We start from the raw sequence: 14,168 nt of genomic DNA on the forward strand, positions 1-14,168 counted from the left end.
GGCTTACAGCGGCTGATAGCTGAAATTCACCCGTTTTTTGGAGATCAGCCCGTGCCCGTTCTGGCACAGGTAATCCACCGCCCCGCAGGCTTTCAATTCTTGCAGCGGCTGCCCGCACTCCGGGCAGCTCGCCAGCTGCCGATAATCGCTCTGGCAGGCTTCACAATGGTAGTGACCCGCTACCCACTTCATGGTCTGACGGCAGTGCGGACAGTGCGCTTCCATAACGACTCCAGGTTAAATCGCGCCCCATGAGCGCAAGAAATAGATCCCCAACGCGGTGGTGAAGAACGAACCGACGGTGGTGATGGCGATAATGTTGGCCGCCAGCGTGGCGTTGCCGCCCATGGCGCGCGTCATCACATAGCTGCCCGAAGCGGTCGGCGTGGCGGAAAACAGGAAGATAATGCCCAGCGCCGCCCCCTGAAACCCGCACAGCCAGCCGGCCAGCGTCATCAGGCACGGCACCAGAAACAGCTTGGCCGCCGACGACAGCGCCGCCACGTTGGACGAGCGGAACATGGCGCGAAAATCCAGGCTGGCGCCGGTGCACAGCAGCGCCAGCGGCAGCGACAGCGCGGAGATATAGCTGCCGGTCTGGCGGATCACGGTCGGGATGCCCAGCCCGGTTTGCGCATACAGCAGCCCGCACACCAGGCCAATGATCAGCGGGTTGGTAACGATGCTGCGCAGCAAAGACAGGTGGCTGATTTTCTTGCCCTGCCCGCCCTGCAGGCTGCGCGTGAGGGTGATGACCGACAGCACGTTGAACAGGATCACCGTCACCGTCAGATACAGCGAGGCGAGCGCAATGCCTTCGCTGCCATAGGCGGTCATGGCGTAGGCCAGGCCGACGATGGCGGTATTGGCGCGGAAACCGCCCTGTACGAACACCCCGCGCTCACGCGGTTCTTTCACCAGCCACTTGGCGGCCAGCTCCAAGAGCAGGAAGGTCGCCAGCGTGCCGACCGCGCCGAACAGCACCAGCGGCAGGTTGCCGAGCAGCTGCGGGTGGTTGGTGGCGATGCTGAAAAACAGCAGGCACGGCAGCGCCAGATTGAACACCAGGCGGGTCGCGCCGTCGACAAAGCGGTCATCCATCAGGCGCCAATGGCGCAGCAGGATCCCCAGCAGCATCATCAACAGATTCGGCACGGTGACGTTGAACGCAAAACTCCAGGTTTCCCAGGACATGGTGTTCCTTCAGGCAGGCGAGGTAATCTTCAGATAATAAAACGATTTCGGGCCAATAAAAAAGGGGCGCGGCATCACTGCCGCGCCCCACATGAGCGATTACTTGCTCTTTTTCAGGTGGCTCATCAGGCGCTTGCGCTTACGCATCTGGGTCGGCGTCAGCAGGTTGCGTTTGCCGGCGAACGGGTTGTCCCCCTCTTTGAACTGGATGCGGATCGGCGTCCCCATCACGTTCAGCGAGCGGCGGAAGTAGTTCATCAGATAGCGTTTGTACGAATCGGCCAGATCGCTGACCTGGTTGCCGTGGATCACCACGATCGGCGGGTTGTAACCGCCGGCGTGGGCATATTTCAGCTTCACGCGGCGGCCGCGCACCAACGGCGGCTGGTGATCGTCAACCGCCATCTGCATGATTTTGGTCAGCATCGAGGTATTTACGCGGCGGGTTGCGCACTCGTAGGCTTCCTGCACCGATTCGAACAGGTTGCCGACGCCGCTGCCGTGCAGCGCGGAAATGAAGTGCACGCGCGCGAAGTCGACGAAGCCCAGACGCAGGTCGAGCATCTCTTTCACGTGCTCGCGATCTTCTTCGCTCATGCCGTCCCACTTGTTGACCGCAATCACCAGTGAGCGCCCACTATTGAGGATAAAGCCGAGCAGCGAGAGATCTTGATCGGAGATGCCTTCACGCGCGTCGATCACCAGCAGCACGACGTTGGCGTCTTCAATCGCCTGCAGGGTTTTGATCACCGAGAACTTCTCGACGGTTTCGGTCACCTTGCCGCGTTTACGCACCCCGGCGGTGTCGATCAGCACATATTCGCGTTCGTCGCGCACCATCGGAATGTAGATGCTGTCGCGAGTGGTGCCCGGCATGTCATACACCACCACGCGCTCCTCGCCGAGGATGCGGTTAGTGAGCGTAGACTTACCAACGTTCGGACGACCGACGATCGCCAGTTTGATCGGCAGATCCTGCGGGTTGAACTCTTCTTCCGGCTCTTCGTCTTCTTCGCCTTCCAGCGTTTCGCCGTTTTGCTCGGCCCAGTAAGCGGCGTTGGCCTCTTCCTCGGTCAGCTCGACGTCTTCCGGTTTTTCCGGCACGAACGGCACCAGCACGTGTTCGATCAGCTGGGTCACGCCACGGCCGTGGGAAGCGGCGATAGCGAACACTTCACCCAGGCCGAGCGAGTAGAAATCGGCGGTGGCGGTATCCGGATCCAGGCCGTCGGTCTTGTTGGCCACCAGGAAGGTCGCCTTCTGGCGGCTGCGCAGGTGCTGAGCGATGCCCTGATCCGCCGGCATCAGGCCGGCGCGGGCGTCGACCATGAACAGCACGATGTCCGCCTCTTCGATCGCCAGCAGCGACTGACCGGCCATGCGCGTTTCGACGCCGTCTTCGGTGCCGTCGATACCGCCGGTATCGACGATGATGAATTCATTGCCTTCGATTTCAGCACGACCATACTTGCGGTCACGCGTCAGCCCCGGGAAATCCGCCACCAGCGCATCGCGCGTATGGGTTAAACGGTTGAACAAGGTGGATTTACCCACATTCGGGCGCCCGACCAGCGCGACGACAGGTATCATTGTTGAAGCCTCATTACTTAATAATCAATGCGTTACTGCACTGTGGATAGACACCAGCGGTGCAGCTTATAAAAATACGAAACGGCCCCTGAACATTCAGGAGCCGTTTTCAAGCCTTGCGACGAGCGGCGTTAGCGGGTGAAAGCGTAAACTTTCCCGCCGCGAGCCTGGATGACCAGCTTGTCGCCGGCCACCATCGGCGCAGACAGGAAGCCGGAGCTGTCCACTTCCTGCTGGGCGACAAAACGGCCATCGGTGGTGTTGATCCAGTGCAGATAGCCTTCGGCGTCACCGGTCACCAGATAACCATTATACATCACCGGCGGCGTCAGGTTGCGGTGCAGCAGATCGCTCTGCGTCCACACGGTCACGCCGCCTTCAGTGCTGAGCGCGACGACGCGATCGTTTTGGTCGATCAGGTAGATGCGGCCCGCGTCGACGATGAAATCGTTCACCGAACCCAGCTCGCGTTTCCAGATGATCTGGCCGGAACGCAGATCCAGCGCCGTCAGGTTGCCGTTGTAGCCCAGCGCGTAGACCACGCCATCAACGATCACCGGCGTGGTGTCCACGTCGTTCAGGCGATCGATTTCGGTCGCGCCGCTCGGCTGAGAAATGCGCTGTTGCCAGATCAGTTGACCCTGCTGCATCAGCACGGCGCTGACGCGGCCGTTGTCACCGCCGACGATGGCGGCGCCAAAGGCGACGGCCGGCGCGGATTCACCGCGCAGCGACAGCGAAGGCATGTCCAGGTTAACCGTCCATTTTACCGCGCCGTCGGCCTCGTTCAACGCCTGCAGCATACCGTTGGAGGTGTGCACCAACACCATGCCGTCGCTGACAACCGGACGGGAGATCGCTTCGCCGGCCACTTTGGTCTGCCAGGCGATGGCGCCGTCGGCGGTGTTCAATGCGTAAACCACCGCTTTTTCGCTGCCGACGTAAACCTTGTCACCCGCGACCGTCAGGCCGCCCGACAGCAGCGCAGACAGGTTGCTGGAGAAGAAACCGGTCTTCTCGGAGAGATTGACCTTCCACTTCTCGTTGCCGCTGTCGGCGTCCATCGCTTTCACGATGCCGAAGCGATCGGCGGCGTAAATGGTGCTGTCCTGATAGGCCGGACGCAGGTGGGAGTAATACTCACCGATACCGTCGCCCACCGAGGTGCTCCACGCCTTGTTCGGCGTAAACTGATTTTCAACTTTCGGCAACGGCGACATGGTAACCACGTCTTCTTCGCTGTTAAACAGCGAGCAACCACTCAGCAAGGCAGCGGAAACCAGTCCGACCAAGAGTGTTTTACGCAATTGCATGGGAATTCCCCTTAGCTGGACAAGTTATTCAATTTCATGCGCAGCAGAACCTGCAGCGCCTGAGAAGCGTTGGACTCAATGCCTTTGCTGTAAGCTTCGCGTGCGCCCTTGGCGTCGCCCTTGGCCAGCAGCACATCGCCGCGCACATCCTGCATCATCGCCGCCCAGCCTTCGCCTTTCACGCCATCTAGCGTTTTCAGCGCTTCATCCAGCTTTTTCTCCTGCAGCTGGACGCGCGCCAGACGCAGATCGATCATCGCCAACAGGTTGTCGTCTTTGGTCTGGCCCTGCGCCAGCGCCAGTTGTTGTTCCGCCTTGGCGAAATCATTCTGTTCGACAAAGTGCTTGGCCAACTGCAGCGCGGCCAATACGCCGTAGCTGTTGCCATTAGCCTGGACAAATTTCTCCGCGGCAGCCACGTCATCCGGCTTGCCGGCCGCCAGACGATCGCTGGCTTCCTGATAGGATTGCGACGCAGCCATCATGTTGGAGTTTTCATGGCTCTGCCAGTAACGCCAGCCAACCAGGGCACCAATTCCGAGCACCACGCCCACCGCCAGCGCTTTGCCGTTCTCGGCAAAGAACCGACGCAGTGCGTCGACTTGTTCGTTTTCAGTGGTATAGACTTCCACGGTGTCCTTCTCCTTAACCTAACATCAAAGCCAGACGCGCAGCGACTTCGCCTTGCGCCAGCGTTTCTTGTTCACCACTGCGCAGGTCTTTCACCACCACCTGCTGCGCCGCCACTTCGCTCTCACCCAGGATCAGCGCGATGCGCGCGCCCCATTTGTCCGCACGGGTAATCTGCTTCTTGAAGTTGCCGCCGCCGTAATTAGTCATCAGCTTCAGCTGCGGCGCCGCGTCGCGCACCTGTTCAGCCAGCTGCATCGCCGCGCTCTGGGTGCCCGCGCCGGAAGAGATGACGTACACGTCGATAGCCGACGGCGCCTTGAATTCCGGGTTAACCGCCTGCACCAGCAACACCAGGCGCTCGAGGCCCATGGCGAAACCGACTGCCGGGGTAGCACGGCCGCCCAATTGCTCGACCAGGCCGTCGTAACGGCCGCCCGCGCAGACGGTGCCCTGCGCGCCCAGGCTGGTGGTCACCCACTCAAACACGGTGCGGTTGTAGTAATCCAAACCGCGCACCAGGCGCTCGTTAACGGTATATGGGATACCTGCCTGCGCCAAAAGTTCACACAGACCGGCGAAGTGAGCACGGGATTCTTCGTCCAGGTACTCGGACAGGCGCGGCGCGTCGTTCAACAGCGCCTGCACCTCAGGATTTTTGGAATCCAGCACGCGCAGCGGGTTGCTGTACATGCGGCGTTTGCAGTCTTCGTCCAGCACCTCGACGTGCTGCTCCAGGAACGCCACCAGCGCGTCGCGGTAGTTGGCGCGCGCCTCCAGAGAACCGATGGAGTTCAGCTCCAGCTTGACGTGCTCGGCGATGCCCAGCGCTTTCCACCAGCGGGCCGTCAGCAGGATCAGCTCGGCGTCGATGTCCGGGCCTTGCAGGCCGAACACTTCCGCGCCCAGCTGATGGAACTGACGGTAGCGGCCCTTCTGCGGGCGCTCGTAGCGGAACATCGGGCCGATGTACCACAGACGCTGTTCCTGATTGTACAGCAGACCATGTTCGATGCCGGCGCGCACGCAGCCAGCCGTCCCTTCCGGACGCAGCGTCAGGCTTTCGCCGTTGCGGTCTTCGAAGGTATACATCTCTTTTTCCACGACGTCGGTCACTTCGCCGATCGCGCGTTTGAATAACGGGGTCTGCTCTACAATCGGCAACCGGATTTCGCTGTAACCGTAGCTGCCCAGCACCTGCTTGAGGGTGCCTTCAATACGCTGCCATAATGCCGTTTCTTCCGGCAGGTAGTCGTTCATGCCGCGAATGGCTTGAATGTTCTTTGCCACGTGAGTTCTCTGTCCGTTGTCTGTAAAAATGAACCCGATTATAGGGACTTTGCCGCCCGGTATTCAACGCGGATGCGGTTTTCTGCCCTTCAGGTTCATAAACAAGCGGGCCAACAGGCCCGCCGTGTAGCGATAACGCTTATTTTTCCAGCAGGTTGACCGTGATGCGGTTGCTTTCGTCCATCATCGCGGCCTTGGCGCGAATTTTCGCTTCCAGCTGGTCGATCATCTGTTCGTTGTCGAAACGCTCTTTCTGGCGCACGCCGTCTTCATAGAAGCCGCTCTTCTTGTGGCCGCCGGTCACGCCCATGGTGGACACCAGCGCTTCGCCCGGGCCGTTCACCACGCAGCCGATGATCGAAACGTCCATCGGCGTGATGATGTCTTCCAGGCGCTGCTCCAGCGCGTTCACCGTGCCGATCACGTCGAACTCCTGACGCGAACAGGTCGGGCAGGCGATGAAGTTGATGCCGCGCGCGCGGATGCGCAGCGACTTCAGGATATCGAAACCGACCTTCACTTCTTCGACCGGATCCGCCGCCAGCGAGATGCGCAGGGTGTCGCCGATGCCTTCAGACAGCAGCATGCCCAGGCCGATGGCCGATTTGACCGACCCGCTGCGTGCGCCGCCGGCTTCGGTGATGCCCAGATGCAGCGGCTGATCGATGCGCGAGGCCAGCAGGCGGTAAGATTGCACCGCCAGGAACACGTCCGACGCCTTGACGCTGACCTTGAACTGGTCGAAGTTGAGGCGATCGAGGATGTCCACGTGGCGCATGGCAGATTCCAGCAGCGCTTCCGGCGTCGGTTCGCCGTACTTTTCCTGCAGATCTTTCTCCAGCGAGCCGCCGTTGACGCCGATGCGAATCGGGATGTTCTTGTCGCGGGCGCAGTCCACCACCGAGCGAATGCGCGATTCGTTACCGATGTTGCCCGGGTTGATGCGCAGGCAGTCTACGCCGTATTCGGCAACCTGCAGCGCGATGCGATAATCGAAATGGATATCGGCGACCAGCGGCACGTTGACCTGCTGCTTGATCAGCTTGAACGCCTCGGCGGCGTCCATGGTAGGAACCGAAACGCGGACGATGTCGACGCCCACGCGCTCCAGCGCTTTGATCTGATTAACCGTTGCTTCAACATCGGTGGTACGGGTGTTGGTCATCGACTGCACGGCAATCGGCGCGCCATCACCAATAGGCACCTTGCCGACGTAAATGCGTGTAGATTTTCGACGGTTGATGGGCGCTTGGTTATGCATTACTTACTCTCCATTGCTGCTCTGACATCACGACCGGGGCCGCGCGATTACTGCGCGGCGACGGTCAGGCGAGCAACACGGTTTGACTTAACGAACCGGCTTAAATCAACCGGTTTACCCTGATACTGGATCTGTACTGCCGCCGGCGCGCCGATGGTCAACTTATACGGCGCAGTGCCGGCCAGGTTCAGCTTGCCGCCCTTCTTCTGGGTGCCGCTGAACAGCGTTTTACCGCTCGCGTCGCTCACCTGTAGCCAGCAGTCGGCGGAGAAGTCCATTACCAGCGCGTTCGGATCGGCCGCCGGCGCAGCCACGCCCGCATCGGCGGTCGGCAGCGGCGCTTGTGCCGCCGGGGTGGTTTCCGGCAGGGTAGTCTGGCTTGGCGACACCACGGCAGGCTGCTGCTGAGCCGTGCCCGGCACCTGAGCGGTAGCCGCCGGTGCCTGAGCCGCTGCGCCGGCATCGGCCGGCGCAGCGCTGTTGTCGGTCAACGGCACGTTGGTGCCGGCGTCGGCGTTGCCGTCGGTCAGCGGCACGGACTGCCCTTCGTTATTCTGTGAAAGCTGCGCGGAGGACTGATCGGCCATGGTGGCGATCTCTTCCTGCTGGGCCTTGTGGTTTTGCCACCACCAGGCGCCGGTCAGGCCGATCACCACGAACACGATAAGCCAGGTGAAGCTCATCAGCCAGCCGTCGCGTTTCTTGCGGCGCTTGCCCAGCGAGAAGCTTTGCATCGGCGCCACTTTCGCCATCTTCAACGGCGCCTGCTTGGACAGCATCGGCAGCAGTTCGTCTTCCGGCAAATGCACCAGCTTGGCGTAGGAACGGATGTAACCGCGCACGAAGGTGGACGCGAGGTCAGCAGACACGCTGTCTTCCTCGATATCGCGCACGGTGGACATTTTGAGACACAGGCGTTCTGCAACGGTCTGTTGGCTCAGCCCGAGTTGCTCACGGGCCTGACGCAGGCGCTGGCCCGTCGTCATGGATACGGTTTTATCTTGGGAGGCTTCAGTATTCATTAGCTAAGAACTGCTGGTACTGTTTGGATTGTGGAAAACTTCGCGCTAGCTGCTTGCCATAGCGTTGAACGCTATCCTGACGGCCGGCTAACGCGGCGAAACGAATCTGTAACCATAAGCTGCTGGCGCTGGCCGGCAGAACATGCTGATAAACATCCAATAAAAGTTGCGACTGGGCGCGCTTCCCTTCTCCAAATTGCTTTTCGGCCTCCGCCAACAGCGGAGTGCCTTTGTCCGGATCGACCTTCAGCGCGCGGCTCAACAGCGTGCGCGCCTCATCGTTTTGTCCGGCCTTGAGAAAACAGTAACCTGCGTTTTCCAGGCTGTCGGCGACCTGGCCATAATCGGGCGCCAGCGCCGCAGCGCTAAACTGCTGTTGCGCCGGTACATACTGCCCTAAACCGCAAAGAAACGCACCGTAATTATTCAATACGGTGCCATTGCCTGGCGCAAGTTTGAGCGCTTGCCGATAACGCTGTTCGGCCGCGGCATTTTCACCGATCCGCTGCGCGTAGAGCGCCATGCCCAACTGCGTGCGGTAATCCTGCGGGGCCGCGTCCAGCGCCTTTTCCAGGTTCTGGCGCGCGGCGTCCATGTCGCCTTGCTGCAGGTACTCCAGGCCCAGTTGCAACCGCGTCTGGTCCGCCTCAGAGACTTGTGCTTCCTTTTCCGGCGCTGAACCGGAACACCCGGCCAACAACCCGGCCGCCAGCCACACACCCCACAGTTTCAGCTTCATGCCCGCATTCATTTCCTTATCGGCCGTCAGCTAACGCCCGCCAGCGACACGCTTGCGCATAACAGGCTGTTAGATAACAAAAAATGGTGCTATAGGATTCAGACCGCCCGTACGTTGATAGGTTCCCCGGCCATTTTCTTCTTCAGGGTACGCTTGGTACGGTCGATCACTTCACCCGCCAGTTGCCCGCAGGCGGCGTCGATATCGTCACCACGGGTTTTACGAACAATAGTCGTAAAGCCGTATTCCATCAACACCTTGGAGAAACGATCCACCCGGCTGTTGGAGCTGCGGCCGTAGGGGGCGCCCGGGAACGGGTTCCATGGGATCAGGTTGATCTTGCACGGCGTGTCTTTCAGCACTTCCGCCAGCTGATGCGCATCGTCGGTGCTGTCGTTGATATGATCCAGCATCACGTACTCGACGGTCACGCGGCCCTGATTGGCGTTGGATTTTTCCAGATAGCGACGCACCGCGGACAGGAAGGTCTCGATGTTGTACTTGCGGTTGATCGGCACGATCTCATCGCGGATGGTGTCGTTCGGCGCATGCAGCGAGATCGCCAGCGCCACGTCGATCATGTCGCCCAGCTTGTCCAGCGCCGGCACCACGCCGGAGGTAGACAGGGTCACGCGGCGTTTGGACAGGCCAAAGCCGAAGTCGTCCAGCATGATTTCCATCGCCGGCACCACGTTGTTCAGGTTGAGCAGCGGCTCGCCCATGCCCATCATCACCACGTTGGTGATCGGGCGTTGGCCGGTCACCTTCAGCGCGCCGATGATCTTCGCCGCGCGCCACACCTGGCCGATGATTTCCGACACGCGCAGGTTGCGGTTGAAGCCCTGCTGCGCCGTCGAACAGAATTTACACTCCAGCGCGCAGCCTACCTGCGAGGAGACGCACAGCGTCGCGCGGTCGGCTTCCGGGATGTACACGGTTTCGACCTGCTGATCGCCGACTTTAATCGCCCACTTGATGGTGCCGTCGGCCGAACGCTGTTCTTCCGCCACTTCCGGCGCGCGGATCTCCGCCACGCGCTGCAGCTTGCCGCGCAGGACTTTGTTGATGTCGGTCATCTGCTCGAAATCGTCGCAGCAGTAGTGGTAAATCCACTTCATCACCTGATCGGCGCGGAACGGTTTCTCGCCCATTTCGGCGAAGAACTCGCGCATTTGCTGGCGGTTCAGGTCCAGCAGGTTGATTTTGGCCGCAGCCGGTTGCTCCACGTTAACGGAGGGGGTAGTCAGCGAATTATTTTCAGACACGGTGTGCTCGGACGTGATGGGTTCTAACATAATGATCTCTGGCCTCGTTATTACACGTTATGGCGCTAAAGAATGGACAGTAAGTTGTGCATTTCAGCCCGCATGATTCGGGTGGCGGCACTAAAAACACGCCCCTGACAAGTCGTCTTATCAGGGGCGCGGCATTGTACAAATTTTAGTAGCGGGTGGCTACGGCTGAAAGGCATTCAGGGCATTTTTATTGTTTCAGCCGGTGAATGCCTGGTTATCAGCCAAGAAACGGCACGATTAACGTGCGCAGATTTCGCTTTCGTTGAAGAAGTAAGCGATTTCGCGCTGTGCAGATTCAACGGAGTCGGAACCGTGCACGGCGTTAGCGGTGAAGCTGTCCGCGTAGTCGGCACGCAGGGTACCGGCCAGCGCGTTGTCCGGGTTGGTTGCGCCCATGATGTCGCGGTTGCGCTGCACGGCGTTTTCAGATTCCAGAACCTGCACCATGATTGGGCCGGAGGTCATGAACTCAACCAGACCGTCGAAGAATGGGCGGCCTTTGTGCTCAGCGTAGAAGCCTTCAGCTTGCTCGCGAGTCAGACGCAGCATTTTAGCGGCGATGATTTTGAAACCGGCGCGCTCGAAACGCGCATAGATAGCGCCGATGTCGTTGTTGGCTACAGCGTTTGGTTTAACGATGGAAAAGGTACGTTCTACGGTCATGATGGCCTCTGTATGACTTCCAAAACAGGCCGGTCTGCAATGTTGCCGGCCTTCTCAAGTGGCGCAGATTATATGTGCGCCGTTAACGCTTGCCTACGGGAAAATCAACATTTCATTAAAAAAATATGATCTTCATGGGCCATTTTCGACAACGTGGTGGCGCTACTGGGTCTTGTCGGTAGACGGGATCAAATTGCGCAGCCAGCTGCCCCAGCGGCGCTGATAAAACGGCTGCGTATGGGAGATCAGATAGTGGCTGATGCCGCGCTCTTTCTCCGACACCAGGCAGAAATCCACCGGTTCGTCGTTCGGCGCCGTTTCGCTGGCGACGCTGCCGGCCTCGTTGATCAACGCCTCGATCTCCGCCGACTCGGCGTCCACTTCCAGCCCGATCAGCAAATTCGGCTTCTCGTCCGCCGCCTGGTCGTGCATCAGCGCCAGAAACGCGCGGCGCACCGGCTTGCGCTGGCTGAACAGCGTGGTCAACGCGTCCACCATCGCCGACGGGTACTCTTCGGGCTGCCCCAGCAGGATTTGGGTCTCTTTGTCGACGTAATGCTCCACCGGTTTGACGACGCCGCCGGTCGCCAGCAGCATCGCCACCTCTTCCGGGTAGAACTCCTTGCCGTACTCCGCCTTCGGGTTGAGGAACAGATCCGCGCCCTGGGTGATTTCGAACAACACCCGCGCCGGCATAGCGATAAACGGCTGTTCGTCCTCAACGGCCTTCTGCAATGCCTCCAGCGAGGTGAAGAACGGAATGATGCTGCCGCCGTCCTGCTTCTCCCAATGCTGGATATTGACCGGCGTATCCGCGTTCAGCGCGATGTCGCCGTCCTGCTGCACCTGCTCGCTGTCGCCGAGGATCAGCACCGTGGCGTCGAGCAATTCACGGAAGAACGCCGGGCGGTGGGCCGGCTCCGTCACCGCCAGCTTCAGCAGGCGTTCAAGTTCGTTCTCGCTCGGGGCGGCATCGTGATGATGGGCACTCATGGCAAACTCCAGGGATCAAATAACGAGGCCCAGCATGCTGGGCCCCGAAGATAATGCGCATTCTAGCGCCCGACGCGGCGGGCGTTCAATTATTTGGCTTTGCTCAGCAGCAGATTGGCCAGGGTACGCACGCCCAAACCGGTCGCGCCGGCCGACCACTGCTCCACCGCGCCTTTGCGGTAGGTGGCGGAACAGTCGATGTGCAGCCAGCCTTGCTGGTAATTCTTGACGAAGTGCGACAGGAAGGCCGCCGCGGTGCTGGCGCCGGCGGTGTAGGCCGGGCCGGCCACGTTGTTCAGCTCGGCGAAGTTGGACGGCAGCTGGCTGCGGTGGAACTCGGCCAGCGGCAGACGCCAGAACGGCTCTTGCTCGGCGGCGGCGCTGCTCAGCAGCTCCTGCGCCAGCGCGTCGTCGAAGCTGAACAGCGCATGGTAATCGTTGCCGACCGCAGTTTTGGCCGCGCCGGTCAGGGTGGCGCAGTCGATAATCAGCTGCGGGTTCTGCTCAGAAGCGTCGATCAGGCCGTCGGCCAACACCAGGCGCCCTTCCGCATCGGTGTTCATCACCTCAACGGTTTTGCCGTTGCGGTAGCGAATGATGTCGCCCAGTTTGAAGGCGTTGCCGCTGACCATGTTGTCGGCGCAGCACAGGTACAGCTTCACGCGCTGCTTCAGGCCGCGCGCCGCCGCCAGCGCCAGGGCGCCGGTGATGGTGGCCGCGCCGCCCATATCAGCCTTCATCGAGTCCATAAAGGCGCTCTGCTTCAGGCTATAACCGCCGGTATCGAAGGTGATGCCCTTGCCGACCAGGCAGGCAAACACCGGCGCGTCCGGGTTACCGGTCGGGTTGAAGTCGAGCGCCAGCAGTACCGGTGGGCGCTCGGAGCCGCGGCCGACGGTGTGGATGCCGGCATAGTTCTGCTCGCGCAGATCTTCACCCTTGGTGATGCGGTAGCTGACGGCATCACAGCCGACGTCGCACATCAGATCGACGGCGCGGGTCGCCAGCTGCTCCGGCCCCAGCTCTTCCGCCGGCATATTGATGGTGTCGCGCACCCAGTCTACGATCTTCAGGCGCTTATCCAGCTCCTGACGCGCGGCTTCCGGCAGCTCGGCCCATTCGACGTTGCGCTGCCCTTTCGGCCCGCGGTAGCCCTGCCAAAACGCCCAGCTGTTTTCCAAGTCCCAACCGTCGCCGGCCAGCTTGACGTTTTTGATGCCCTGACCGTCAATTTTGCGGCCCGCGCGCTGGATCGCGCCCAGCTTGTCGGCGCCGGTCAGGTGGATGGTCATCCCTTCGCCGTTGGTGCTGAGCAGCGCTTTTTCGCCCCAACGGGCATCGGCAGGTTGTTGCGACAGCGTGACCTGCATGAATTCTGTTGTCATAGCCTTCTTACTCCGGATGTTCCCTTTATTATTTCATTAGGGCTTTATTGCATACCCTATGGATTTCAAATTGCAGCTAGGCGCCCAGCGATCTCATCCCCAGGAGCTTACTCAGGTAAGTGACTGGGGTGTGATCGTGCAGGTAACAACGCTGCGGTTTGAAAGACGACGGGTATGTCGGATACAAAATAAACGGGCCGCCCATGGCAGCCCGTTACGCTATTTACTCCGCTTCATCTAACCAGACCAGCAGGATCGCTTCCAGTATTTTTTCGTTGGAAGCCTGCGGATCGTCGTCGAACTCTTCCAGATCGCAGATCCACTGATGCATGTCGGTAAAACGCACGGTTTTCGGATCGGTGTCCGGGTATTGGTCGTACAGGGCTTCGCCGATTTCTCGGCTGTCGGTCCACTTCAGTCCCATTATGATCTCCGGGTTGGCGCTGCGGCTAACAATTAATGCTCACGCGCGTGGTTGACGGTGTAGCGCGGCATTTCGACCACCAGATCTTCGTCGGCGACCAGCGCCTGGCAGCTCAGACGGCTTTCCGGCTCCAGCCCCCACGCTTTGTCCAGCATGTCGTCTTCCAGCTCGCTGCTCTCTTCCAGCGAATCGAAGCCTTCACGCACGATGCAGTGGCAGGTGGTGCAGGCGCAGGATTTCTCGCAGGCGTGCTCGATTTCAATGCCGTTGCGCAGCGCAACGTTGAGGATCGACTCCCCTTTTTCGGCTTCCAGAACCGCCCCTTCCGGGCAAAGATCTTGATGGGGCAGGAAAACAATTTTAGGCATG

Annotated in this window: 15 protein-coding genes; all 15 read right to left on the bottom strand. The window is 60.3% G+C overall.

The window, feature by feature from the left end:
• Nucleotides 1-3: 3 nt before the first annotated feature.
• The 15 genes from V8N38_RS19095 to fdx all read right to left on the bottom strand — a co-directional run bounded on the left by V8N38_RS19095 (nucleotide 4) and on the right by fdx (nucleotide 14,167).
• Nucleotides 4-225: a zinc ribbon domain-containing protein gene (locus tag V8N38_RS19095; RefSeq protein WP_147840195.1), complete on the bottom strand. Its 222-nt coding sequence runs from the start codon at nucleotides 223-225 to the stop codon at nucleotides 4-6.
• 12 nt (nucleotides 226-237) lie between these two features.
• Nucleotides 238-1,194: an AEC family transporter gene (locus V8N38_RS19100; protein WP_047730075.1), complete on the bottom strand. Its 957-nt coding sequence runs from the start codon at nucleotides 1,192-1,194 to the stop codon at nucleotides 238-240.
• Nucleotides 1,195-1,293: 99 nt separating this feature from the next.
• Nucleotides 1,294-2,784, bottom strand: coding sequence for a ribosome biogenesis GTPase Der (der, locus tag V8N38_RS19105; RefSeq protein ID WP_019452357.1), 1,491 nt, complete (start codon nucleotides 2,782-2,784; stop codon nucleotides 1,294-1,296).
• 131 nt (nucleotides 2,785-2,915) lie between these two features.
• Entirely contained in the window at nucleotides 2,916-4,097 is a 1,182-nt protein-coding gene (bamB, locus tag V8N38_RS19110; RefSeq protein ID WP_060424928.1) for an outer membrane protein assembly factor BamB, read from the bottom strand.
• Nucleotides 4,098-4,108: 11 nt separating this feature from the next.
• A complete protein-coding gene (locus tag V8N38_RS19115; protein WP_033635592.1) occupies nucleotides 4,109-4,729 on the bottom strand; it encodes a YfgM family protein in 621 nt (206 codons plus the stop codon).
• Nucleotides 4,730-4,742: 13 nt separating this feature from the next.
• Entirely contained in the window at nucleotides 4,743-6,017 is a 1,275-nt protein-coding gene (hisS, locus tag V8N38_RS19120; RefSeq protein WP_060424931.1) for a histidine--tRNA ligase, read from the bottom strand.
• 139 nt (nucleotides 6,018-6,156) lie between these two features.
• Entirely contained in the window at nucleotides 6,157-7,278 is a 1,122-nt protein-coding gene (ispG, locus tag V8N38_RS19125; RefSeq protein WP_016929756.1) for a flavodoxin-dependent (E)-4-hydroxy-3-methylbut-2-enyl-diphosphate synthase, read from the bottom strand.
• Between the two features lie 47 nt (nucleotides 7,279-7,325).
• Nucleotides 7,326-8,300 carry a cytoskeleton protein RodZ gene (rodZ, locus tag V8N38_RS19130; protein ID WP_147840196.1) on the bottom strand — a complete coding sequence of 325 codons (975 nt, stop codon included), beginning with the start codon at nucleotides 8,298-8,300 and terminating at the stop codon, nucleotides 7,326-7,328.
• Nucleotides 8,290-9,039 (bottom strand): type IV pilus biogenesis/stability protein PilW, encoded by a 750-nt coding sequence (gene pilW, locus V8N38_RS19135; RefSeq protein ID WP_147840197.1) that lies wholly within the window; start codon nucleotides 9,037-9,039, stop codon nucleotides 8,290-8,292. Before pilW ends, rodZ begins: the two co-directional genes overlap by 11 nt.
• Before the next feature lie 98 nt (nucleotides 9,040-9,137).
• Nucleotides 9,138-10,334, bottom strand: coding sequence for a bifunctional tRNA (adenosine(37)-C2)-methyltransferase TrmG/ribosomal RNA large subunit methyltransferase RlmN (locus tag V8N38_RS19140; RefSeq protein WP_004941426.1), 1,197 nt, complete (start codon nucleotides 10,332-10,334; stop codon nucleotides 9,138-9,140).
• A gap of 237 nt (nucleotides 10,335-10,571) precedes the next feature.
• On the bottom strand, nucleotides 10,572-10,997 hold the full coding sequence (gene ndk, locus V8N38_RS19145) for a nucleoside-diphosphate kinase (RefSeq protein WP_004941424.1): 426 nt from the start codon (nucleotides 10,995-10,997) through the stop codon (nucleotides 10,572-10,574).
• Between the two features lie 162 nt (nucleotides 10,998-11,159).
• Nucleotides 11,160-11,990, bottom strand: a complete 831-nt coding sequence (gene sseB, locus V8N38_RS19150) for an enhanced serine sensitivity protein SseB (protein WP_102984273.1) — start codon at nucleotides 11,988-11,990, stop codon at nucleotides 11,160-11,162.
• An 89-nt stretch (nucleotides 11,991-12,079) separates the two neighbouring features.
• Complete coding sequence (gene pepB / locus V8N38_RS19155; RefSeq protein WP_033635597.1) at nucleotides 12,080-13,375, bottom strand: aminopeptidase PepB; 1,296 nt, start codon at nucleotides 13,373-13,375, stop codon at nucleotides 12,080-12,082.
• Between the two features lie 223 nt (nucleotides 13,376-13,598).
• Nucleotides 13,599-13,799: a Fe-S cluster assembly protein IscX gene (gene iscX, locus V8N38_RS19160; protein ID WP_006327336.1), complete on the bottom strand. Its 201-nt coding sequence runs from the start codon at nucleotides 13,797-13,799 to the stop codon at nucleotides 13,599-13,601.
• Nucleotides 13,800-13,831: 32 nt separating this feature from the next.
• Complete coding sequence (fdx, locus tag V8N38_RS19165; RefSeq protein WP_004941417.1) at nucleotides 13,832-14,167, bottom strand: ISC system 2Fe-2S type ferredoxin; 336 nt, start codon at nucleotides 14,165-14,167, stop codon at nucleotides 13,832-13,834.
• Nucleotide 14,168 lies beyond the last annotated feature (1 nt).

It is taken from the genome of Serratia nevei (assembly GCF_037948395.1).
In the GTDB taxonomy this organism is placed as follows: domain Bacteria; phylum Pseudomonadota; class Gammaproteobacteria; order Enterobacterales; family Enterobacteriaceae; genus Serratia; species Serratia nevei.

Coding starts and splice junctions, on each gene's coding strand:
- iscX (WP_006327336.1), bottom strand. CDS start 13,799: ATGGGACTGAAGTGGACCGACAGCCGAGAAATCGGCGAAGCCCTGTAC.
- V8N38_RS19100 (WP_047730075.1), bottom strand. CDS start 1,194: ATGTCCTGGGAAACCTGGAGTTTTGCGTTCAACGTCACCGTGCCGAAT.
- ispG (WP_016929756.1), bottom strand. CDS start 7,278: ATGCATAACCAAGCGCCCATCAACCGTCGAAAATCTACACGCATTTAC.
- ndk (WP_004941424.1), bottom strand. CDS start 10,997: ATGACCGTAGAACGTACCTTTTCCATCGTTAAACCAAACGCTGTAGCC.
- V8N38_RS19095 (WP_147840195.1), bottom strand. CDS start 225: ATGGAAGCGCACTGTCCGCACTGCCGTCAGACCATGAAGTGGGTAGCG.
- der (WP_019452357.1), bottom strand. CDS start 2,784: ATGATACCTGTCGTCGCGCTGGTCGGGCGCCCGAATGTGGGTAAATCC.
- fdx (WP_004941417.1), bottom strand. CDS start 14,167: ATGCCTAAAATTGTTTTCCTGCCCCATCAAGATCTTTGCCCGGAAGGG.
- rodZ (WP_147840196.1), bottom strand. CDS start 8,300: ATGAATACTGAAGCCTCCCAAGATAAAACCGTATCCATGACGACGGGC.
- pepB (WP_033635597.1), bottom strand. CDS start 13,375: ATGACAACAGAATTCATGCAGGTCACGCTGTCGCAACAACCTGCCGAT.
- sseB (WP_102984273.1), bottom strand. CDS start 11,990: ATGAGTGCCCATCATCACGATGCCGCCCCGAGCGAGAACGAACTTGAA.
- bamB (WP_060424928.1), bottom strand. CDS start 4,097: ATGCAATTGCGTAAAACACTCTTGGTCGGACTGGTTTCCGCTGCCTTG.
- pilW (WP_147840197.1), bottom strand. CDS start 9,039: ATGAAGCTGAAACTGTGGGGTGTGTGGCTGGCGGCCGGGTTGTTGGCC.
- V8N38_RS19140 (WP_004941426.1), bottom strand. CDS start 10,334: ATGTTAGAACCCATCACGTCCGAGCACACCGTGTCTGAAAATAATTCG.